This is a genomic window from Mycobacterium sp. 134, assembly GCF_048282715.1.
In the GTDB taxonomy this organism is placed as follows: Bacteria; Actinomycetota; Actinomycetes; order Mycobacteriales; family Mycobacteriaceae; genus Mycobacterium; species Mycobacterium septicum.
In genome coordinates, this window is sequence record NZ_JBLVUN010000008.1 from 6,386,149 (window position 1) to 6,406,497 (window position 20,349).

Annotated in this window: 15 protein-coding genes; 8 read left to right on the forward strand and 7 right to left on the reverse strand. The window is 64.0% G+C overall.

What is annotated here, in order from left to right; genetic code table 11:
- The first annotated feature begins 301 nt into the window (after positions 1-301).
- Complete coding sequence (locus ACNQVK_RS35375; protein WP_418033508.1) at positions 302-673, forward strand: nuclear transport factor 2 family protein; 372 nt, start codon at positions 302-304, stop codon at positions 671-673.
- A gap of 58 nt (positions 674-731) precedes the next feature.
- On the opposite strand, the gene ACNQVK_RS35380 is transcribed toward ACNQVK_RS35375, so the two are convergent.
- The 4 genes from ACNQVK_RS35380 to ACNQVK_RS35395 all read right to left on the reverse strand — a co-directional run bounded on the left by ACNQVK_RS35380 (position 732) and on the right by ACNQVK_RS35395 (position 4,915).
- The gene (locus tag ACNQVK_RS35380) at positions 732-2,123 is read right to left on the reverse strand and encodes a family 1 glycosylhydrolase (protein WP_418033509.1); all 1,392 of its coding nucleotides are present in this window, start codon (positions 2,121-2,123) and stop codon (positions 732-734) included.
- Positions 2,124-2,151: 28 nt separating this feature from the next.
- Positions 2,152-2,733 carry a TetR/AcrR family transcriptional regulator gene (locus ACNQVK_RS35385; protein WP_418033510.1) on the reverse strand — a complete coding sequence of 194 codons (582 nt, stop codon included), beginning with the start codon at positions 2,731-2,733 and terminating at the stop codon, positions 2,152-2,154.
- Between the two features lie 827 nt (positions 2,734-3,560).
- Positions 3,561-4,004 (reverse strand): hypothetical protein, encoded by a 444-nt coding sequence (locus ACNQVK_RS35390; RefSeq protein WP_418033511.1) that lies wholly within the window; start codon positions 4,002-4,004, stop codon positions 3,561-3,563.
- Positions 4,001-4,915: an RICIN domain-containing protein gene (locus tag ACNQVK_RS35395; RefSeq protein ID WP_418033512.1), complete on the reverse strand. Its 915-nt coding sequence runs from the start codon at positions 4,913-4,915 to the stop codon at positions 4,001-4,003. The genes ACNQVK_RS35390 and ACNQVK_RS35395 overlap by 4 nt, the downstream gene beginning before the upstream one ends.
- A 575-nt stretch (positions 4,916-5,490) precedes the next feature.
- Between ACNQVK_RS35395 and lysE the strand changes: the two genes are divergently transcribed.
- From lysE to ACNQVK_RS35410, 3 genes are all read left to right on the forward strand, one after another.
- Positions 5,491-6,090, forward strand: coding sequence for an L-lysine exporter (lysE, locus tag ACNQVK_RS35400; RefSeq protein WP_418033513.1), 600 nt, complete (start codon positions 5,491-5,493; stop codon positions 6,088-6,090).
- Between the two features lie 92 nt (positions 6,091-6,182).
- Entirely contained in the window at positions 6,183-7,100 is a 918-nt protein-coding gene (locus ACNQVK_RS35405; RefSeq protein ID WP_418034534.1) for an alpha/beta fold hydrolase, read from the forward strand.
- Between the two features lie 60 nt (positions 7,101-7,160).
- Complete coding sequence (locus ACNQVK_RS35410) at positions 7,161-7,487, forward strand: MmcQ/YjbR family DNA-binding protein (protein WP_418033514.1); 327 nt, start codon at positions 7,161-7,163, stop codon at positions 7,485-7,487.
- Positions 7,488-7,505: 18 nt separating this feature from the next.
- On the opposite strand, the gene ACNQVK_RS35415 is transcribed toward ACNQVK_RS35410, so the two are convergent.
- Positions 7,506-8,975, reverse strand: a complete 1,470-nt coding sequence (locus tag ACNQVK_RS35415) for an amidase (RefSeq protein WP_418033515.1) — start codon at positions 8,973-8,975, stop codon at positions 7,506-7,508.
- Between the two features lie 84 nt (positions 8,976-9,059).
- On the opposite strand from ACNQVK_RS35415, the gene ACNQVK_RS35420 reads away from it, so the two are divergent.
- The gene (locus tag ACNQVK_RS35420; RefSeq protein WP_418033516.1) at positions 9,060-9,953 is read left to right on the forward strand and encodes a crotonase/enoyl-CoA hydratase family protein; all 894 of its coding nucleotides are present in this window, start codon (positions 9,060-9,062) and stop codon (positions 9,951-9,953) included.
- A 702-nt stretch (positions 9,954-10,655) separates the two neighbouring features.
- Here ACNQVK_RS35420 and ACNQVK_RS35425 read toward each other — a convergent pair.
- The gene (locus ACNQVK_RS35425) at positions 10,656-14,153 is read right to left on the reverse strand and encodes a DUF4020 domain-containing protein (protein WP_418033517.1); all 3,498 of its coding nucleotides are present in this window, start codon (positions 14,151-14,153) and stop codon (positions 10,656-10,658) included.
- 412 nt (positions 14,154-14,565) lie between these two features.
- On the opposite strand from ACNQVK_RS35425, the gene ACNQVK_RS35430 reads away from it, so the two are divergent.
- The 3 genes from ACNQVK_RS35430 (at position 14,566) to ACNQVK_RS35440 (ending at position 19,832) form a co-directional block, all read left to right on the forward strand.
- Complete coding sequence (locus ACNQVK_RS35430; protein ID WP_418033518.1) at positions 14,566-16,482, forward strand: flavin-containing monooxygenase; 1,917 nt, start codon at positions 14,566-14,568, stop codon at positions 16,480-16,482.
- Between the two features lie 2 nt (positions 16,483-16,484).
- On the forward strand, positions 16,485-17,510 hold the full coding sequence (locus ACNQVK_RS35435; RefSeq protein ID WP_418033519.1) for an alcohol dehydrogenase catalytic domain-containing protein: 1,026 nt from the start codon (positions 16,485-16,487) through the stop codon (positions 17,508-17,510).
- Positions 17,511-17,852: 342 nt separating this feature from the next.
- Entirely contained in the window at positions 17,853-19,832 is a 1,980-nt protein-coding gene (locus ACNQVK_RS35440) for an MFS transporter (protein WP_418033520.1), read from the forward strand.
- Here ACNQVK_RS35440 and ACNQVK_RS35445 read toward each other — a convergent pair.
- Complete coding sequence (locus ACNQVK_RS35445) at positions 19,817-20,260, reverse strand: MarR family winged helix-turn-helix transcriptional regulator (protein ID WP_418033521.1); 444 nt, start codon at positions 20,258-20,260, stop codon at positions 19,817-19,819. The two genes, ACNQVK_RS35440 and ACNQVK_RS35445, sit on opposite strands and share 16 nt — an antisense overlap.
- Positions 20,261-20,349 lie beyond the last annotated feature (89 nt).

Here is a 20,349-nt window from a genome sequence, read left to right on the forward strand (position 1 = left end):
ACCAATGTCAATTGCTGTCCGATTTGAAATCCTGCGATGCAACAACGTCGCGCGCATCGGAGCACGGCGCGGTCGGCTGACACCTTCTCGCCCCAGCGCTGCAGGTAAATGTCAGGTGGCGACAAACATGCGCTGCCCATAGTTACCTCACAGCCCTAGTCTTCGCGCCGGATCGAAGCGCCCAGAGGGAACGTCAAATCCGGCCCGGCGATGCGTACGCGTGTACGTAACCCTCACCGCGACAACCACATCGACCAATCATCACTGCGGATCAACGCAGGAAACGAACGGAGGACAACACATGACCAACCCCGATGAGATCGTCCGGGAGTTCTGCGCTCTGTGGTCCGATCCCGACCCTGAGAGAATGGCTGCCTACTTCACTGAAGATGCGGTCTACCACAACATCCCGCTCGATGCCGTCGTCGGCCGCGAAGCCATTGCGGCATTCATCACAGGTTTTGTCGCGGCATTCGACGGCATCGATTTTGATATCCACCGCCAGATTACCGACGGCCACCTGGTGATGAACGAACGGACCGACACGATGCGGGCCAAAAGCGGACAGTCGACGCCCCTGGCCGTGATGGGCGTATTCGAAATCGTCGACGGCAAGATCGCCGCTTGGCGTGACTATTTCGACATGGCAGCCATCACCCGCGCACTGAGCTGAGCCCCATTCGTTTCCACCACGCCGGCGTGCGCCCGGTGCCGGCACGGCCACATGGGGTTCATCGCAGTTCCGCGAGCGGCCCGTTCGGGTCCAGCGGTTTGCAGCTGTCTTCGCCGACCGTGGTCGAGCACTGCGCCGCGGGGATCACCGGCCGGTATCCCGGGACTGTGCCGCCGTCTCGAGTGATCTGGGTGTAGGTAGCCACAGCGTCGGTGGGCACACGTTTCAGCGCCGGATCACCTAGTGCGTCGACCGTGTACAGGCCGAAACGTGGTCGGTAGCTTCCCCATTCGTAGTTGTCGACCAGTGACCAGTAGTTGTAGCCGATGATCGGGACGCCGTCGGCTTTGGCTCGCTGCAGCCAGAACACCGTGTCCTGCAGGTATTGCGATCGAGTCACTCCGTCGGCCCGGGGCTTGGCATTGTCGGTGACCATGCCGTTCTCGACGACGTAGATCGGTAGGCCCGGGTACTTCTGGCCGTAGTGGCGGGCCACGTAGTAGATGTCCTCGGCTTGCAGTTTGGTGTTCCAGCGGTCTCCCAGGCTCTGCGCCGAAGCAGGATTGTCCTGGGCGGTTCCGGTGTAGTAGTCGAACCCGAGGTAGTCGAGGCTGTCCCTGACCCGGTCGAAGAATGATCCCTCGATGCCCTTGACGCCCAGACCGGCGAACTGCGCCAGCACATCCGGCGAAATGTACGCCTCATTGGTGGTGACTTTGGCGTTCGAGTCGGCGTCGTGCGCCGCGCGGTAGACCGCCCGGTGCGCGTCGGCCACTCGGTCGAGGAAGGTGTCGAACTGGTCGGGTTTGATGGCGCCGGTGCGTACCTCCATCGCCCCGAAGGCCAATGGCTCGTTCACACTGACCCACAGCACGTCTTGTCCCGCATAGCGTTTGGTGATCGCGGTGGCGAACTCGGTGAACGCGTCGACGTTGTTCATGAACCCACCCCGGTCGGCGATCCACCCGGGATACACCCAATGCATCAAGGTGATCATCGGTGTCATGCCGTTCTTGAGGAGTGTGGCGACCACGTCGTCGTAGTAGGCGAGCTCCTTCTCGTCCCACTGGCCTGGTTTGGGCATCACCCGCGCCCACTCGATGCCGAGGCGGAAAGTGTTGACGCCCATGGCGTGTGCGTTGGCGATGTCCTCCTTGTACCGGTGCCGAAAGTCGACGGCCTGCTGGTACGGGTCGATCGGACCGGCCCCCAACGGATCGGATTCGGCTGTCACCGGTTTGCCCGCGGTCTTGTCGACATAGCGACGCCAGTTGCTGTCGCGGGCGTCACCTTCCACCTGATACCCCGCAGTGGCGGTACCCCAGTAGAAGCCGCGGTCCCATCCCGAGCCCGGCGCTTCCTTGGATTCCGTTCGCGCATCGCACGCGGACACACCCAGCGCTGCGACCAGGACGGACGTCAGCACGATCCTGTTCCACTTCGTTCCCATATCAAAACCGTACACTGCACTGTTTTGGTCAGGCGAGCAGGACAGCCCACACCCTCCGGACGTGGGCACCCATGTCGATCGACGGATCGGACATCCATTGGATCTGGATGCCGTCAGCCGCGGAGATCAATGCAGCAGCGGCGAACTCCGCATCAACATGCGCCGGCACGGTGCCGGCCGTCTGCCTGCGCCGCACGTCATTGGCGATGACCGCACGGATCCGTTCGTAGCGTTCGCGCAGGTATTCCGCGGCCGGGTGCGACGGATCGATCGCGGCGGCCGCAGCGAGCGACAAGTAGACGGTGCCCGATCCCGGCTTGGCCGCCTTGTCCACCATCGCCTGAGCCAGAACTTCACCCGGATCAATATCGGTGCCCGAATCTCGGTACCACTGTTGGAACTGTTCATCGCCATCGCGCTGCAGCTCGGTGAGCAATACGTCACGCGTCGGGAAGTAGTGCATCAGGCCCGCCAAGCTGATCCCGGCCTCTTTGGCGATCACCCGCATCGAAGCGCCCGCCTCACCGTCGCGTTCCAGCACCGCGAGTGCAGCGGCTTTGATCTCCGCACGCTTGGCCTCACCCTTGGCGTACCGACCTACAGTTGGCATGACGCGAGGCTAGCCATAGCCGGGCGAGATGGGGCGCACGCTGTAGGTTCAATGTCATATCGCGACACGCTGACATGGGCAGACGCGTGGAGTCTCGCTCTGCGCCATCTGAGATTCGTCTCAACTTCGTGTCACTTCTTGATTGTGTTGATTCAGGATGAACGGGGACGGCACTGTTGCGTGAGCCAACGACATCCACGGTTACCTTGCCGCGGCCGTTCTCGTCGGCGTCGAGCACCGCGATACTCGACGAGGAGGTTCGAGGCGCGTCAGCTCGAGTGCGACTGCCCAGATTCTCGCCCGCCTTCGGCAAGCCGGCGAGATCGAGCGATACACCATCGAGCGAGCGTTAGAACAACTAGTGCTGCATCCCACACCGGGCTATCGCAGCATCGGTCCAGTCGGTGGTTCGTAACCACGAATATTCAACTCTCCCAGGCTTAACAGTGTGGTCCAGCGCGCCACCATGAATACCGCGATCGCGGCGGCACTCCCGTCGAGCGGGCGCTCGGGCGTCGACCGCCGGTAGCGAATTGCGCGTCGGCTCCTGAGATCGCAGCTTCGGCGAGCGCGGCGTCCTGGATCAGCGCGGCCCCGCCGATCAGCTTCGTCCACTGGATACCGGACTCGACGACTGCCGGTGCCGGTCGAATTCCCGCGGCAATTCGAAGGTCGGGCTTTCCGTCGACCACCATGGACGGTAGGGCCTCTAGTACCGGTCTCGCCTCCGTAAGGTCGAGTGCCAGGGCACGCCGATAGCGGTCAGGCAGAATCTCGATGAAGCGACGCGCGCGTGGGCGTAATGGGCCCCGCCCGGTACTTCCCCGTTAACCAAGTGCGGCAGGATAGGTCCGGACCTCGAGTTCTACGCGTGCTTCAGCCTTGCCATCGGCTGAGATGAAATCCACTTGGAACCCCACCGGAATTGGTTCTTCGTGGGCCGCAGCGACCGCGTTGAGCATGTAGTGCTGGACGATCAGGTGCCGCGGATGGCCATCGCCGAGCAAATCGCCACCCAGCGCCAAGTTCTCTCCGTGCCGCGGCGTCTCGTCGCTCTGAGTGGCGAGGTTGATCCGGGCATGCCGGCCAACTTCGAGAACCACGTCCACCGGAACCGGCACATCCCGAGGTTGGTAGAGCACCACCGATGCCGTCTCAATGTGGTCCCGGGTCAACGCTTTCGCAGCGATCTCTCCGTTGAGCTCAATGCGCCCTCCGTCGCCCGCCCGCAGCCCGATGACGCGAACGACGGTTACCAGGGCGGTGATCATTCGAACTCCTTGGTCACGGTGATCACGAATCGCACCGACCGGCCGTCGTGCGACGCTCTGAACACAAACCGCTCAACGGGACCGAACGCTGACGAAAGCGCGATGTCGAACTGGTCAGATCCCAGCAGTGACTGGCGCAGCACAATTCGCTGCGGAATTAGGCCCGAAACTCCACCGGTGGCGTAGAGGACATCTCCTGAGGTCAGTCGGAGCGGCCGCTGATCGTTACCGAAGGACGCTGCGTTGAAGTATGTCGTGTAGGGCTCGAAATGCCGCGGAGCACTGGTTCCGTCGGACTGGCGGACGGCGGCGTCTAGTCTGATGAGTCCCTTGAGGTCGATCCACCCAGTTGGACTAGCGAGGTACTCCACGCTGTTCGTGGTCAGGGAGAAGGTCCCGGTGAAGTCGTTGACGTAGCTCCACCCGTAGGCCGGCGAAAGCGGCGCGCCGGGCGTGGGTTCGGCGGCTTGGGCTACCAAGGCACCATCGTCAATGCTCGATCCGTCGACGCCTAACAGGTTTCCAGTCCCCCTCGACTTCACCGTCACGACGGTAGTGAACCAATCGAGACGTTTCTCATGGAGGGCGAACAGCTGGTAGGGACTGTCGTTGGGTTTGGCTTGCAGCACCCCCGCTGGCCCTTCGAAGTCCACGTCTGCGTCATCCTGGGCCTCAAGAGCCAGCCCGGAGTGGGCGGCGATGATGCGAAACCACCCAGGAACGGCGGTACGCTCGAAGCGGAATCGTTGATTCGCGCCACCGTGAAATCCCCATTGAATGAGCGGCGCACCAACGTCGGTCGAGGCACCGCTAATATCGAGGACCTTCCTCGAGTGCTGCGCCAGCAGACTCAGCGGAGTATCCAGCGGGGGCACGTAGTGGCCATTTTCACGGCGACCCTTGAACTTCATCGCTTCCTCCTCGATCGCCAGGAGCTGACCGAACTTGCCTTCACCGAGTCACCCCAAAACCTCTGACCGACTGGCAGGTGGCTGGCACCGGTGCGACGAAACGCATCAGATCCATACGACGGATCTAAACCCGGTCGAACCTGACTGGCGTGAGTATCGCTGTACTCGTTTTTCGCGCCGAGCCCCCCGAGGTCCAGTGATCGAATACATCGCCGTCTCAGGTCCCGCTCCCGGCACCCGCCAGCCACCAGGATGCTTGTCCGACACAATCACCGCCGACGTTCGTCGACAATCCCGTGCACCTTTGGCGGCGACCGAATCGCTGAGATTGCGCCAGGTTCCGCGAGAACCCGCACCATAGGTGGCCTATCCAAATTCTCATCAAATTGGCGGATCCGCCATCGTCCGCCATTTCAAATGAGAATCCGCCACGAAGAATGAGAACTCTCAGACGCTGCTCCCGGGCGGCGTCGCGAGCGACAATGCCATATGGAGCCCACCTTAGTAAGTGTTTCTAATGTACATGAAGAATCATTAGCTGTACTTGATCACCGCACGTCCATAGCCTCGAACTCATGGCTTCACCCGTCCTCATCGGATTCCTCACCACCATGGCGTTGATCGCCGCGATCGGCGCGCAGAACGCCTTCGTGCTGCGCCAGGGCATTCGCGGGGAGCACATCGTCGCCGTGATCGCGCTGTGCACGGTCTCCGACCTGATCCTGATCGCCGCGGGCATCGCCGGCGTCGGCGCCGTGATCACCGCTCATCCCGACGCCATGGCGGTGGCGAAGTTCGGGGGCGCAGCCTTCCTGATCGGCTATGGCGTCCTGGCCGCGCGCCGCGCCTTCCGACCCTCGGCCCTCAACCCGTCCGAGCGCACCCCGGCACGTCTGGCCGAGGTGCTCGTCACCTGCCTGGCCCTGACCTGGCTGAACCCGCACGTGTACCTGGACACGGTGGTGCTGCTCGGCTCGCTGGCCAACGAACACCAGGAGCAGCGGTGGCTGTTCGGTGCAGGCGCGGTGGCCGCGAGTGCACTGTGGTTCACCGGCCTAGGTCTGGGCGCGCGTCGGCTGGCCGGCCTGTTCGCCACCCCGATGACCTGGCGCATCCTCGATGGCGTCATCGCGGTGATGATGGTCGCGCTCGGCGCCGGCCTCGTGATGTCCTGAGCACCGGTCTCCGCCACCTCGGCGCTGCCGGAATTCGTCGGGCAAGTGTCGATCGGTTTCTGGGTATGCGACAGAATCACGAGGTGAGTCCGATGTTCCGCCGTGAACCATCCCCGGCCCCGCACCCCATGGCGGACGCTCCAGCCTGGTTCACCTCGGCCCTGGAACAGACACCGGAGCACTCCACGATCGACGTCGACGGATGCCCGATTCACGTGCGCAGTTGGGGTGACCCGGACAAACCTCCGCTCGCATTCGTCCACGGCGGCGGAGCGCACTCCGGATGGTGGGATCACATCGCTCCGTTCTTCGCCCGCACCCATCGGGTCATCGCACCCGACCTCAGCGGGCACGGAGACAGCGGAACGCGCACCGAGTACGCCCTCTCGATCTGGGCCCGCGAAGTTCTCGCGGCATCGGAAGCCTCGGGGTCCTCGGCACGGCCCACGATCGTCGGCCACAGCATGGGCGGCTGGGTGGGCGCCTCGGCCGCCACCCGCTACGGCTCGCAGATCGACAGCATCCTGGTCATCGATTCGCCGCTGCGCGAACGCGCACCCGAGGAAGTCCGTTTGCGTAACCGTCGCCGGGACACCGCCGGATACCCAACCGAGGACGACATCCTGGCCCGATTCAGGGCAGTGCCGAAACAGGACGTGACGCTGCCCTACATCGGTCACCACATCGCCGTGGAATCGATACGCAAGACCGACGACGGGTGGGTGTGGAAGTTCGATCCCGACATCTTCGGCGGCCACCTGCTCGACGAGACGTCCGCCGACGAGGAGATCCTGGAGCACACCTTCGCCCGAATCCCTTGCCGGGTTGGGTATTTGCGTTGCGAAGACGGAGTGGTTCCACCTCGGATGGCCGACCAGATCCGATCGATGCTGCAACTGCGCGGCCCGTTCGTCGAACTCGCCGAGGCCGGCCACCATCCCATGCTGGATCAGCCCCTGCCGCTGGTTGCGACCATCCGCACCCTGCTGGAGTTCTGGTCGATCACCTGAGCGGGTTGCCCGGTAGGCTGCCGGAGCGGATACCCACGCGCGATCGGAGGTCCGATACCCGTGCTCGACGCTGACGATGTGCGCAGCACCGCACTCTCCTTCCCCAAGACCACCGAGAAGGAGCGCTGGGGTCATCCGACCTTCGACGTGGCGGGCAAGATGTTCGTCACCGTGCCCGACGACGAGACCTCATTTGCAGTGCGCTGCCCCCGATTTGACCGTGAGGAATTGATCGCCGCCGAACCGCACAAATTTTGGGTCCCCCAACGCGAGGCCGCCTCGGCCTGGGTGCGGGTCCGGTTGGCTGAACTCGAGGATCGGCGAGAGCTCCGCGATATTCTGCTCGACTCCTGGCAGCAGGCCGCGCCCAACCAGCTCACCGAGTAGCTACGTGGACGCACCCAGTCAGACTGGGGCGAAGCGACCGGCCCATGGCATCGCCTGCTCCAGCTGAGCCCCCAGCTTGAGCAGCAGCGATTCACCGGCAAGCGGTGCGACGAACTGAACGCCGAGCGGCAATCCTTCCGCAGTCCAATGCAGCGGTAGCGAAATCGCCGGGCGGCCAGTGGTATTCGCCAGCTGCGTGTAGGGCACCCAGCCAAGGTTCTTGTCCACCATGTCGTCGACGATCTTGGTGTAGCGCAACAGGCTTGCGGTACGGGTCTTGATCAGCGCGTCAGCCGCGTGCTGCAGCACAACCGGCAGATCGAACTCGCCGATCCGGGGCGGCAGCGTTGCCAAGCTGGGCGTCAACAGCAGGTCGTACGACTCGAAGTACGTGCTCAGCCGCAGCGTATGTTCGTGGCGCCGCTGCACCGCATCGAGATAGTCGACACTGCTGGTCGCGCGGCCGATCGCCGCCATGATGAGCGTGTCCCGTTCGAAAGCGTCGTCACCCGCGCCGGTCAGACGCTTGGCCTCGGCAAGTTCCCACGCGCTGTAGACGAACCAGGTCAGCAGGAAGTCGCGGGCAAGTGCAGCGTCGTCGAAGGGCGCTTGGGGCAGTTCCTCCACGTGGTGGCCGAGCTCGGTCAGCGCAGCAGCCGTTGCCTCGACGGCGGCGAACGCCTCACGGTGTGGCGCCGGGTTGATCGCCGTCGGCACCCGCAGCCCGATCCGCAGCTTTCCCGGATCCGCCCCCACGCACGAGGCGAACGACTCACTGGGCAGGCCCGGCACGTACGGCCCAAAGGGTTCGCCACCGCTGAGGACGTCGAGCATCGCCGCTGTGTCGCGCACCGTCCGCGAGACGACGCCTTGAACGGCCGCGCCGTGCATGGATTCCGCCACTACCGGCCCCGACGGTGTGAGCCCACGGCCCGGTTTCAGCCCGACGAGACCACAACTGGCCGCCGGGATGCGAATCGATCCGCCGCCGTCGTTGGCGCCTGCGCACGGCACGATGCCCGCGGCGACGGCGGCCGCAGATCCTCCCGAGCTGCCACCCGGCGACCTGTCCAGGCTCCAGGGGTTGCGAGCCGGTCCCCACGCGTCCGGCTCAGTGATTCCCTTCGCGCCGAACTCCGGGGTGTTGGTCTTCCCGAAGATGACCAGCCCCGCGTCGATCCAGCGCTGTACGACGGTGGCGTGTTCGGCGGCGTTCAGCGACATCAGCGCACGTGAACCGGCCGAGGTGGGCAAACCCGCGTAGTCCTGGGCAAGATCCTTGATCAGAAATGGGACCCCGGCGAACGGGCCAGTCAGGTCGTCGGTCGGCGAAGCCGGAACATCGCGCACGATGGCATTGATCTTCGGATTGACCGCCGCTGCCCGCGCCCGGGCGGTGGCGAGCAGCTCAGCCGCCGAAACCTGCTTGTCAGCAACCAGTTTCGCCAAGGAGGTGGCGTCGTGTGTCCGGTACTCGTCAAAGTCCACCCCAAGAAGGTAGACCGCGGTGCCGTTGCGCGGTGATCTACCGGCAGTATCGGAGTACCAAACCACCCGAGGAGAGGGGCATCCGTGGACTTCACGACGATCCGGCACGAGCTCGACGACGGGATCCTCACCGTCGTCCTCAATCGCCCGGACAACCTCAATGCCTTCACCGTCGAGATGGCCGACGAGTTGGAGCGCACCTTCGTGGCGGTCAACGACGATGACGCGGTGCGTGCCGTCATCGTGACCGGCGAGGGCCGGGCGTTCTGCGCCGGCATGGACCTGTCGAGCGAGGGCAACGTGTTCGGCCTCGACGAGTCGAAGTCACCGAGCCTGGCCGACATGGCCGACCTCGACGACCCCGAACTGCTCCGGGTCAGGGATACCGGCGGCCGGGTGACCCTGGCGATCTACGCCTGCCGCAAGCCGGTGATCGCCGCCATCAACGGGGCCGCGGTAGGGATCGGCGCGACGATGACGCTGGCCATGGATGCCCGGCTCATGTCGACGAAAGCCCGCTTCGGGCTGGTCTTCGGAAAGCTCGGCATCACCCCGGAAGCGTGTTCGACCTGGTTCCTGCCCCGAATCGTCGGTATGCCAGCGGCTTTGGACCTGGTGTACCGCTCCGACATTCTCACCGCAGACGCCGCCCGCGAGATCGGGCTGGCGCAGGCCGTCCACGAACCGGACGCGTTGATCGCCGAGGCACGGGCGCTGGCCGACGCGTGGACGCGTGACCGTTCACCGGTATCGGTCGCCCTCATGCGGCAGATGCTCTACCGGAACGCAGCCGAACCGCATCCCGTCGACGCACACCGGGTGGACTCGCTGGCGATGTTCTACACGAGCATCGGCGACGGCCACGATGGCGTGCGGGCTTTCCTCGACAAGCGGCCACCGCGGTTCTCCGGGCGGGCTTCCGAGATGCCGCCGTTCTATCGAGAGTGGATCACCGGCGGCGGCGAAGCCAGTCGCTGACCCGATGCAGTGCGGTGCAAGTTTTCGTCAACCGCGGTCGCAGCTGGCCCATGCGATTGTTTGATGTCAGAGGGACAGCCTCGCCCTTACGTTGGGTGACGCTCTCAGGTCTGTGCCGGCTCGTTCTGATTGTGGATGGCTGTGCGCCGCTGCCAGATGTGACCGCGACCGACGACGACAGCGGTTGCCATGTCCAAGTCCGGAGCAGTCAACTCTTTGACGTTGCGCTCGCTGATGATTACGACCAGGCCAGGTGTTATCGGCGTCAGAAGCACAATTCTGACCCTGAGGTCTGGAGTACCTGGGCCCGTGTCACGAACCGGCTCGAAAGGCGCCTGGCCGGCCTCGGCAATGGCAATGGCACATAAGGCACCGGGCGAAGCAGGCTACTGCACGGATCAGTTGGTCTACATGTTGTTGCGGCGTAGTCGAACGGATTCCGCGCACTGAGATATCCAGATCAACCGTGGCGCACCGGACCGCCCGGCAGTCGTGATTCCCAGGACGTTGGTGTCAGCTTGCATGCCGAAATGCCCGCCCAACTGTCGAGCGAACCGCGGGTAACCCGGTGTGGCGCGGGCCTCAAAGCCCGTACGCCCCGAACAGCCAGCCGCGTTGGACACTCCTAGCCTCAATGTCTCCGTTTACCCGGTTCTAGCGATTATCGAGTCCCCGGCGTATCAAGTTCGTCGAGGACGCAACCTAGAGTTCGCTGACCACAATTCCGAGGTGCAGCGCTCGCTCTTCGAGTTGTGTCAGAAAGACTTCGGAGACGCCGGCGCTGCGAAATCGAGCCACGAGTTCAGGGAGGTCGAAGCCATAGAACGGCAACCGCGTGTTGGTCAACAAGTGAATCACCAGGCACGCAAAGTCGCTCGGAGCGTAGCGAATTCGTTCTTCGGAAAGCCTGTGCATGATCCGCGTTCGCTCGGTGAACCCCGCTGGGTACTTCAGTGCAAGTTCGACGCCTACCGACGCGGAGTCAGTGAGGTAGACCACCCATGCGGCCATCGCCGAGGCCTCTTCGAAGTTGATTTTCCGCGGGACACTCGCCAAACGATTTCGCCAAAAGGTCTTCATCCAACGGTTCCATTGCGCCTCTACCTCAGCCGAGGACATTGACGCGAGACCTTCTGCGATCCGGTTTGCCCATGCCACTCGCGCCTCAAGATCACAGTTACGCATGAACTTGCCGATCCAGGCTCCTGGTTCGATCTTCGACTTCAGGGCCATCGACGCGCAAAGACCAAATAGACTCTCCGAGTATCGCTTTGGAAGATCATGTCGGTGCGCAGCCGCCGTGAGGACAGATTCCATCATCCCCGCGTTAAGCAGGCTGTCGGTGACCCGCCCTCCCGATAGGAACCCCGACCAGACACGATTCGCGCGGTCTGGCGGGTCCCACGCGAAAAGCGGGAGCAAATGTTGTTCACACCACACCGGATCGAGTTGGTGCATCAAACCGATCGCCCTGGCAAAGACCACCTGGGCCATATCGCTTCGGCCGTCGCCAGCTTGGAGCATGGACTCGAACCGGGTGGCCAAGTCAGGTGGCAATCCGTTCCACGCGTGATCTTCTTCAGCTTGATCTTCCAACACCCGGATCCAGAACAATGCTAGTTGCCCTGCCGGATGGTTGATTGCGGCATGCACCCAGTCGTCGCTCGAAGGATCCTGCGAGCGTCTTTCGACTATGCTCCAGCATTTGTCGGCGAGTTGCTTAGTGCCGGCAACGGAGCACCAATCCGGTTGCCCTTCTTCGGCATTACGCGGCATCAGCATCAGGGCCACGTCGCCCACGACGCCATTCAGATCGAGATTGCCAAGATGTGCCACGATGCGCTCCGCCGTAACACTGTCAACACTGCACTGAGACCAACCGCGTACGACGGCACCGATCACAGCTGATCGCAACTGCTCCTCGACGCCTTCGACAGCGTGTGACAAGGTGAACCCAAGCGCTGGCCTGGCCTGGACTATGGGCGTTAGCTGCGAGGCGCTCTCATACCAGGTGTAGCTACGAATTTCTGGCTCCTGCTCCGCTTGTGCCTGTACGGCTCGCACTGCAGATGCAGGATCGCTCTCCACCAGATCTTGTAGTTCCTCATGCGTCGGCGCCAATGGTTGACGCGCGCTCACCTCCACTGCGGGTTCAACGAACCTTCTCAGATCCGGGTGTCGCCCAAGCAGGGTCGCGATAGCCTGGTCAGCGCTCGCCGCGTACGGACTGTGCTCTCGCAGCATGTGTAGAAATCGGAACGCACGACGAGCACTGTATTCCCCATCGTCGGCCCCAGCCACCAGATGTGCGATGAGACCATCGACGGCAGTTGCGCTGGCCCTTGAAGCCTGTACAAGAAGCGGCACCACTTCAGTCTCATATGGGTAGTCGAGCATCCAACGCAGCGTGCTAAGCCACTCGATCTTCGCGGCGACTTCGACGTCAGTGCGGTGCGTCCAGCCGTGCAACGCCAGCCGCCGAAGAAGCGGGACGTCAGAATCCGCCCATGCCGCCAATTGCGATCCAGCCCGGGAACTTTCAGTGTCGAGCATTGATTCAATGCAGTCCCGCGCGAAATCGATAAGCAGATCCAGCGAGTCAGGGTAGTCCTGGTCGCCGATCGATGCGATGGCGCCCCTCATCGACACGAGTTCGCTCGCTGAACCCGGACCATTCGCGAGACTGATGTCGCGTTGCGCCCGCCTCAGCTGTTGGTCGACAACTGCCAACAGGTCGGGGGCCACTTCCGGAAAGCACGGCTTGAAGACACCATCCCAGGCCTCCCTGAGCCAGTGATCGTTTCCGCGAAAGCGGATCTCGAAGTGAGATCGCCCAAACAGGTATGGAGCTAGACGGAGTTGAGGTTCAGTGAGATACGCGAAGAGCGCCACCGCAGCCGGACTCTTGGCCGGCATGCTCGACCTCGACAGCATTACGTCGAGGTACGGTTCGTTCTGGGGGGCGTCCCGGATTAGCAGCGCAATCCAGCTGAGTAGCGTCACCGGAACTGACTGACCCCGAGAGACACTACTCAGTTGACGGGCTATTGCGTCCCACAGGTCGGAACCCAGATGACCACCCGCGGCTCTAACGACGGCCAGCGCGTGTTCAGACATCTCCACCGTTACGTAGGTCCGGGCGAACCACGTTGCTAGTCGCCAGGAGACGACTGTTGACGCGACATTGGTGTCGAACAGCAGTTGGAACGCGGACTGCTGAGATATCCAGTCAAGCCAATCCTTCCCGTCCGCGTAGTCGCAGAAGAACCTGACCGACTTCTCGTCAGCGACTGTCACCTCAACGGACGATCGTTGCTCGGCCGACAAATCCTGGGGGCGAACGGATTTCACAATCTGTTCGATGTGCCGTTGCCGAGCAAGTAATCCGCCCTGCGATCGCGTCGCCCACTTCTCGATCGCCTCGCAGAGAGCCAGATGGCCCCTGTCTGGCGAGTATTCAATCGCGACGATGTTGAGTTGGTTCCAGTCGTCCGATTCGGGTTTGTCCGTCAGGATGTATCGAGGCTTCGCTTGCGAACCAAGTCCACGCGCCAGGTATTTCATGATTACGTCGTCGTGGCTGTAGCCGATGAAGAGTGTTGAATAGGTGGCGAACATCCGTTCCAGAAATCGTGCAGCCCAGGCCTCAGTCAGGTAGGCGACGCCGAAATCTCTGGCGGTGATGATCAGCCTCCCGGGCGCTGACTGCTCGGGCTGCTTGGGAAGAGCCCCATGGAGGTATACGAGCCCATGGAAATCGTTGCCAACCGGTAGCGCCGGGGCGACATACTCGCTGACGTCCTGGCCGAAGGCAGCGGATAAGTGGCGGTCGTAGTTGGTGGTAACGACGCGCGCGCATGAACTCTGCGCTAGAGCAGCGATAGCGTGATGCAGCCTGTTAGGGGATGATCCGGTCGGGCTCAGTAACTCCGCAGCTCTTAGATGTACGTCGACGTCGTAGTCGTGGTCGATCCTGCCTAAAACCTCATCGAGTGCTTGGCCATCCAACTTGCCGATGGCCTCGCCCAATTCACTTTCATCTCTGATGATCTCAGCAAGGTGCCAGAAGCCCGGCAAGTTCGACGGAGGGCCGATTGATGCACCGGCCCCCACAAATAGAACGAGCTCGCCTTTCTGCTGCGCTTCAACGAGATCGTCGGGAATCTCTACCTCGCCGTACCACGCCATCAGCAGCTCCACTAATCAGCCCACTCCATATGACGCTCCCAATCCGGCGCCACGCCGTTTTTATACGGGACGACCGCGCCCACGTCGTGCCATACCCTCCAATTTCCAGTCGTGCCGTCATCGATTCTGCGCACATGACAGTTATCCGGTTCAGTTGAAGCGGCACCTCCCTGCACTCAGAGCAGCGGTCGACATACCTGAACTCGAGAGCCAATCGCAGAACGCGTAGGGCAACGGCGACGTCGGATCGACATCTCGCGACTTATCAACATCCCGTCGGAGCGTTCCCGCCCTCATCTGCACCTCGAATCCAATACTCACTTGGCATCAAGATGAGAATTTCGACGCAACGATTGACAACCCACAAGGGCAGAGCCACAACACCCCTTGTCACATAACGCTACGGGCAGTAGCGTAACGCCGCGTGACCCGGAGCTTCCACGTCGGCCAGCCGTTCACCACGCCCGATGCCGACATCGCGGCGGCATTAGAGCAGGTCAGCATCCCGACACTGCTGCTCTCGCTCGTGCACATCACCGGCGACCCGCGCTACGTCCGCGAGTTCAAACAGGCCGGGCTGTTCCTCAACGAGGTGCAGGGCTTCATGAGCGAGGAGGACAAGGCACGGGTCCGTGAGGTCGCGCTGCCGGTGCTCGCCGACTACCGCGACCGCGGTTGCCCGGTCCCCGACCCGCTGTCTGCCGAACTGGTCAGGGAGATGCTGGACTGGGCGGCCTGCGAGGCGGTCGACGACGACAACCTGCCGCTGGTCCTGGAGGAACTCGACCTCGAGGGCGTCGATCCGCGCCGGCCCACCACGCTGGAGAACACCGACGATTTCCGCGTCGTCGTGATCGGCTGCGGGGAATCCGGCGTACTGGCCGGGGTGCGCCTCAAGCAGGCCGACATCGACTTCACCATCGTGGAGAAGAACGCCGGCCCGGGCGGAACCTGGTGGGAGAACAGCTATCCCGGCGCCCGCGTCGACGTGGCCAACCACTTCTACTGTTACAGCTTCGAACCCAGCAACCACTGGGACCACTTCTTCGCCGAGCAGCCCGAGCTGCGCCAGTACTTCCGCGACGTGGTGGACCGCCACAAGCTGGAGCCCCATATCCGGTGGAACACCGAGGTGGTCTCCGCCGAGTGGGACGGCAAGATGTGGAACGTCACGGTGCGCTCGGCCGCAGGCACCGAGACGCTGCGGGCCAACGCGGTCATCACCGCCGTCGGCCAGCTCAACCGGCCCCAGATCCCCGACTTCCCCGGCGCGGAAGCCTTTGCGGGACCGGCATTTCACTCCGCGGCGTGGGACCACGACGTCGACGTCACCGGCAAGCGGGTCGCCCTGATCGGGGCCGGCGCCAGCGGTTTCCAGATCGCCCCGGCCATAGCCGACAAGGTCGAACACCTCACGGTCTTCCAGCGCACCGCGCAGTGGATGTTCCCCAACCCGATGTACCACGAGCCCGTCGCCGACGGCGTGCGCTGGGCGATGGAGCACCTGCCGTATTACGGCCGGTGGTACCGCTTCCTGTTGCTGTGGCCCGGAGCCGACAAGGGCCTGGACGCCGCACGCGTGGACCCGGACTACGACGATCAGGGCAACGCGGTCAGCGAGATCAATGCCATCGCCCGCATCATGTTCACCGACTGGATCACCACCCAGGTCGGCGACGACCCCGAACTGCTGGCCAAGGCGCTGCCCGACTACCCGGCCACCGGCAAGCGCACTCTGCAGGACAACGGAAGCTGGCTGGGCACCCTCAAGCGCGACAACGTGGACCTGATCCGCACCCCGATCGAGCGCATCACCCCGACCGGGATCGTCACGGCCGACGGCCAGACCCACGACGTCGACATCATCGTGTACGCCACCGGTTTTCGCGCCACCGATGTGCTGTTCCCGATGGCCATCACCGGGCGCGACGGCGTCGACCTGCACGAGGTCTGGGGCCGGCGTCCATACGCCTACCGCGGCATCACTGTGCCCGGATTCCCGAACTTCTTCATGACCTACGGCCCGGGGACACACCTCGCACACGGCGGCAGCCTGATCCTCAACTCGGAACTGCAGATGCGCTACATCAACAAGTGCCTGGAGCACCTCATCACCGAGGGCCTGCGGACCATGGAGCCGCTGCCCGAACCGACCAGGGAATGGCACCGCCGCTCGCAGGAGGCGATCCGCCAAACCGTGTGGGCGCAGCCCTCGATCAAACACTCGTACTTCAAGAATGCCGACGGAGAGATCCACACCGTCAGCCCATGGCGATTGAGCGAATACCGCTCTGCCATCAACGAACCCATCTGGTCGGACTTCACAGTGCAGGAGGCGTGAGCATGCGCGCGGTCGTCGTAGACAGTTCCGGTCAGGTCAGCGTCGAGACCCGGCCTGACCCGGTGCTGCCCGGCCCGGACGGGGCGATCGTCAAGGTCGAGGCCGCCTCGATCTGCGGGTCGGACCTCCACTTCCTGGAAGGCCACTACCCCATCGCCGACCCGGTGTCCGTCGGACATGAGGCAGTGGGCACGGTTGTCGAAATCGGTCCGGAGGTAACCGGGTTCGCCGTCGGCGACCGGGTGCTGGTGTCCTCGGTGGCCGGGTGTGGGCACTGCGGCGGCTGCGCCACCCACGACCCGATCCGCTGCGTGCAGGGACCGCAGATCTTCGGCACCGGATTCCTCGGCGGCGCCCAGGCTGAACTCCTCGCGGTGCCGGCGGCGGACTTCCAGCTGCTGAAGATGCCGGAGAACATCAGCACCGAGCAGGCGCTACTGCTGACCGACAACCTGGCCACCGGATGGGCGGCGGCCAAACGCGCCGACATTCCGATCGGCGGCTCCGTCGCGGTGATCGGTTTGGGCGCGGTCGGCATGTGTGCCCTGCGCAGTGCCATCACCCTCGGTGCGGCAAAGGTTTTCGCCGTCGACCCGGTGGAGGCCCGGCGTGACCGCGCGGGGGCTTCGGGCGCGATCACGTTCGCCCCGCCCTCGGCGCAGGCGATCCGGGAGGCCACCGGTGGCCTCGGCGTGGACTCCGTCATCGACGCCGTGGGCATGGACGCCTCGATCAACGACGCCATTGACGCGGTCCGCGCCGGCGGCACCGTGTCCATCGTCGGCGTGCACGATCTGCAGCCCTACCCAATGCCTGCGCTGGCTTGCCTGCTGCGCAGCCTGACCATCCGGCTGACCACCGCACCTGTGCAGCAGACCTGGCCCGAGCTCATCCCGCTGCTGCAGGCCGGCCGGCTCGACGTCGACGGAATCTTCACCACCACGATGTCGCTGGACGAGGCCGCCGATGGCTATGCCAAGGCGTTCTCCCGCTCGGGTGAAGACCTGAAGGTTCAGCTCAAGCCATAGCCGCGGCGGCCACGACCGGGCGCGCAATGTCGCCGAATAGCCCCGTTTGACAACGCCTTTCGCGAGATCGCAGGGCGGCTTGACGGCGCCAGCTGTCAATTCGCTGTGAACTTCATGAAAGCGTCTCGCTCCCAGCGCAATCGGCGTCCTACAACACATCGTTGCACTATGCAAATTTTCGTGAGTCGCTTCACAATCCGGAATTTCCTCGCCACCAACGGAATAACACCTGCGGTGCGGGCAGTTAAACGGACACGTGCGCCAATCGAACTCGTTAGTTGACTGTCCGAACGCGGCGCCACTGCGCCAGGCACCGCCCACAGCCCTCACCGGGCGGCGCTGATGCGCCAGGGTCCGCTCGCCGGCCGGTATCCCGCGGTGGCCGCCATGGTCACCTTGGCGTTGATCCCCTACCTGGCGTTGTCCGCCGCGGTCGATCCGCTGGTGCCGATCATCTCGGCGCAGCTGAACCTGTCCGCCCAGGCCATGAGCCTGGGCTTCGGCCTGGGCAACGCAGCCTATGCCGTGGGTACCGTGCTGGCCGTCCAGTTCGCCCAGCACCTGCCGCAGCGCCGGATGCTGCTCGCCTACGCGGTGGTACTTGTCCTTGGCTCGATTCTCGCCGCATCGGCAGTCAACGGGGCAATGTTCATCTCTGGTCACGTCCTGCAGGGACTGGCGACCAGCATGCTGCTGATCGCCGCGGCGCCACCTCTGACCATCGGCTTCCCCAGGGACAAGCTGCGCTACACGGCCGTGATCATGAACATGTGCGTGTTCGGCGCCGTGGCCCTCGGCCCGTTCATCGGCGGAGCGCAGGCCGAGGCCCACGCGTGGCGACCATTGTTCTGGATCATCGCGGGAATCGCCGTCCTCGCCCTGCTGATGGCTGCTCTGACCTTCGAGGACGCGCCGCCTGCCGATCTTGACGCGCCGCGTGACTTGAAGGCGATCGGACTGGCCGCCGTCGGCTGCGCCGCTGCCTTCATCGGCGCGGCACAACTCACCAGTCACAGTTTCACCGACCCGGCGGCGCTCGCGCCGATGGTGGGCGGCCTGGCGCTGATCGTGGTGCTCATCGCCTACCAGTTCCGGGCTCGTCGCCCGTTGCTGACCGTCCGCACGATGCTCACCAGCTCGATCCCGGTCGCCGGCGTCGGCCTCGCACTCTTCGCTGCTGCCGCATCGGTGGCGGCGACCGCGTTGACGGCCCAGGTTTTCATGCAGACCTACAGCCCGGTGCAGGTCGGGCTGCTGTACCTGCCCGAGCTCGGCGGTGCCATCGTGATGGCCTTCGTTTTCGGGTTCGTCATCTCCAGGCGCGCCATGCACTACCTGCCGCTCGTCGGCATGGCGCTGTTGGCCGCCGGAATCCTGGTGTTCCGGTGCGCCCTTCCGGCGAACCAGCCGCTGGCCCTGCTCGGCTCCGCCCTGACCGGGCTGGCGTTGGGCGCCACGGTGGCTCCCGCATTGTTCGTCGCCGGTTTCTCGTTGCAGTCCAACAGCCTTCAGCGCGTGTTCGCGATCATCGAATTGCTGCGGGCCGTCGCCGCCTTCATGGTGGCGCCGATCTTCGCCCACTTCGCGGCGACGGCGGCCGGCGGTCTCACCGCGGGCGCCGGCGACGCCCTGTGGGTCGGATTCGGACTGTCGGTCGGCGGCGCCATCTTCGGGGTGGCCGTCTACGTCCTCAGCGGCGCCCGGCCCCAGCAGCCCGACCTTGACCAGTTCCTCGATGGCGAATCCCCGGCCTGGTACTCGCCGCCTCTTCTGGCACGGCTCCGTCCCGGCCTGCCCGCACCCATCACCCCGTCCGGCGCCACCCAACCGGCTGTGCCGGTCGCACAGGGCACGAGCTCCGCCTCCCCTGGGCCGGTGCTGTTGGCCTACGACGGAACACCGCGCGCCGCGTCCGCCATCGAACATGCGGCGGCCGAACTGTCAGCCCACCGCGACGCGCTGGTGGTGTGCGTCTGGCAGCCGGTCGATGTCGGATTCACGCCGGTCGAGTCCACCCATTTCGATGCCGATCAGGCCACCGAAGTACGCCGCGTCGCTCAGCAGACGGCTGCGCACGGCGCATCGCTGGCCAACCGGGCCGGCTTCTCGGCCCAGGCGTTGGCCGTCGAAGCCGCGCCCATTTGGAAGGGCATCGTCGAGACCGCCGACGAGCACAACGCGAGCCTCATCGTGGTCGGCCCGCACCGGCGCAACGGGCTACTGGGCCACTTGGAAGGCAGCGTGGCCGCCGCCGTCGTCGCGCATTCCACGACTCCGGTGTTGGTCGTGCCCGAGGAGCACAGCTGTCAGACGCTGTCCTGAACGTGCTTGCGGAGGTTATCCCGCAGCGTGGACACACCGCGCTGCATGATCCTGAGTTCGTCCAGTGACAGACCGGTGGCCGCCACGAGGTCCATCTCGAACGCCTGCTCGCGGAGTTCACGGCCGGCGTCGGTGAGGCTGACGACCACCTGACGCTCGTCGCTGGGATCACGCTGCCGCGTGACATATCCCAGCGTTTCGAGCTTCTTCAGGATCGGCGTCAACGTGTTGGACTCCAGGAACAGCTTCTCGCCCAGGCCTCCGACGGTCTGGTGGTCTTGCTCCGAGAGCGCGACAATCGCGATGTACTGCGTGTACGTGATGCCCTTGCTGTCCAGGATCGGCTTGTAGGCCTTGCCGTACGCGAGATTGGCCGAGTAGATGGCAAAGCACAGGAAGTCGGAGAGCTGCGGAGCCTCAGGTGCCATACCCAAATTGTATCGGATCCGATTCAATCGGATGGGATGGAATGCGGAGCATCCTGCGTTCATCTCTAACGCATCCAATTGCATCGGAC

What these genes read in the sequence shown, in the direction of transcription:
- ACNQVK_RS35375 (WP_418033508.1), top strand. Translation starts at nt 302, where the DNA reads ATGACCAACCCCGATGAGATCGTCCGGGAGTTCTGCGCTCTGTGGTCC.
- ACNQVK_RS35395 (WP_418033512.1), bottom strand. Translation starts at nt 4,915, where the DNA reads ATGAAGTTCAAGGGTCGCCGTGAAAATGGCCACTACGTGCCCCCGCTG.
- ACNQVK_RS35380 (WP_418033509.1), bottom strand. Translation starts at nt 2,123, where the DNA reads ATGGGAACGAAGTGGAACAGGATCGTGCTGACGTCCGTCCTGGTCGCA.
- ACNQVK_RS35440 (WP_418033520.1), top strand. Translation starts at nt 17,853, where the DNA reads ATGCGCCAGGGTCCGCTCGCCGGCCGGTATCCCGCGGTGGCCGCCATG.
- ACNQVK_RS35445 (WP_418033521.1), bottom strand. Translation starts at nt 20,260, where the DNA reads ATGGCACCTGAGGCTCCGCAGCTCTCCGACTTCCTGTGCTTTGCCATC.
- lysE (WP_418033513.1), top strand. Translation starts at nt 5,491, where the DNA reads ATGGCTTCACCCGTCCTCATCGGATTCCTCACCACCATGGCGTTGATC.
- ACNQVK_RS35435 (WP_418033519.1), top strand. Translation starts at nt 16,485, where the DNA reads ATGCGCGCGGTCGTCGTAGACAGTTCCGGTCAGGTCAGCGTCGAGACC.
- ACNQVK_RS35385 (WP_418033510.1), bottom strand. Translation starts at nt 2,733, where the DNA reads ATGCCAACTGTAGGTCGGTACGCCAAGGGTGAGGCCAAGCGTGCGGAG.
- ACNQVK_RS35405 (WP_418034534.1), top strand. Translation starts at nt 6,183, where the DNA reads ATGTTCCGCCGTGAACCATCCCCGGCCCCGCACCCCATGGCGGACGCT.
- ACNQVK_RS35390 (WP_418033511.1), bottom strand. Translation starts at nt 4,004, where the DNA reads ATGATCACCGCCCTGGTAACCGTCGTTCGCGTCATCGGGCTGCGGGCG.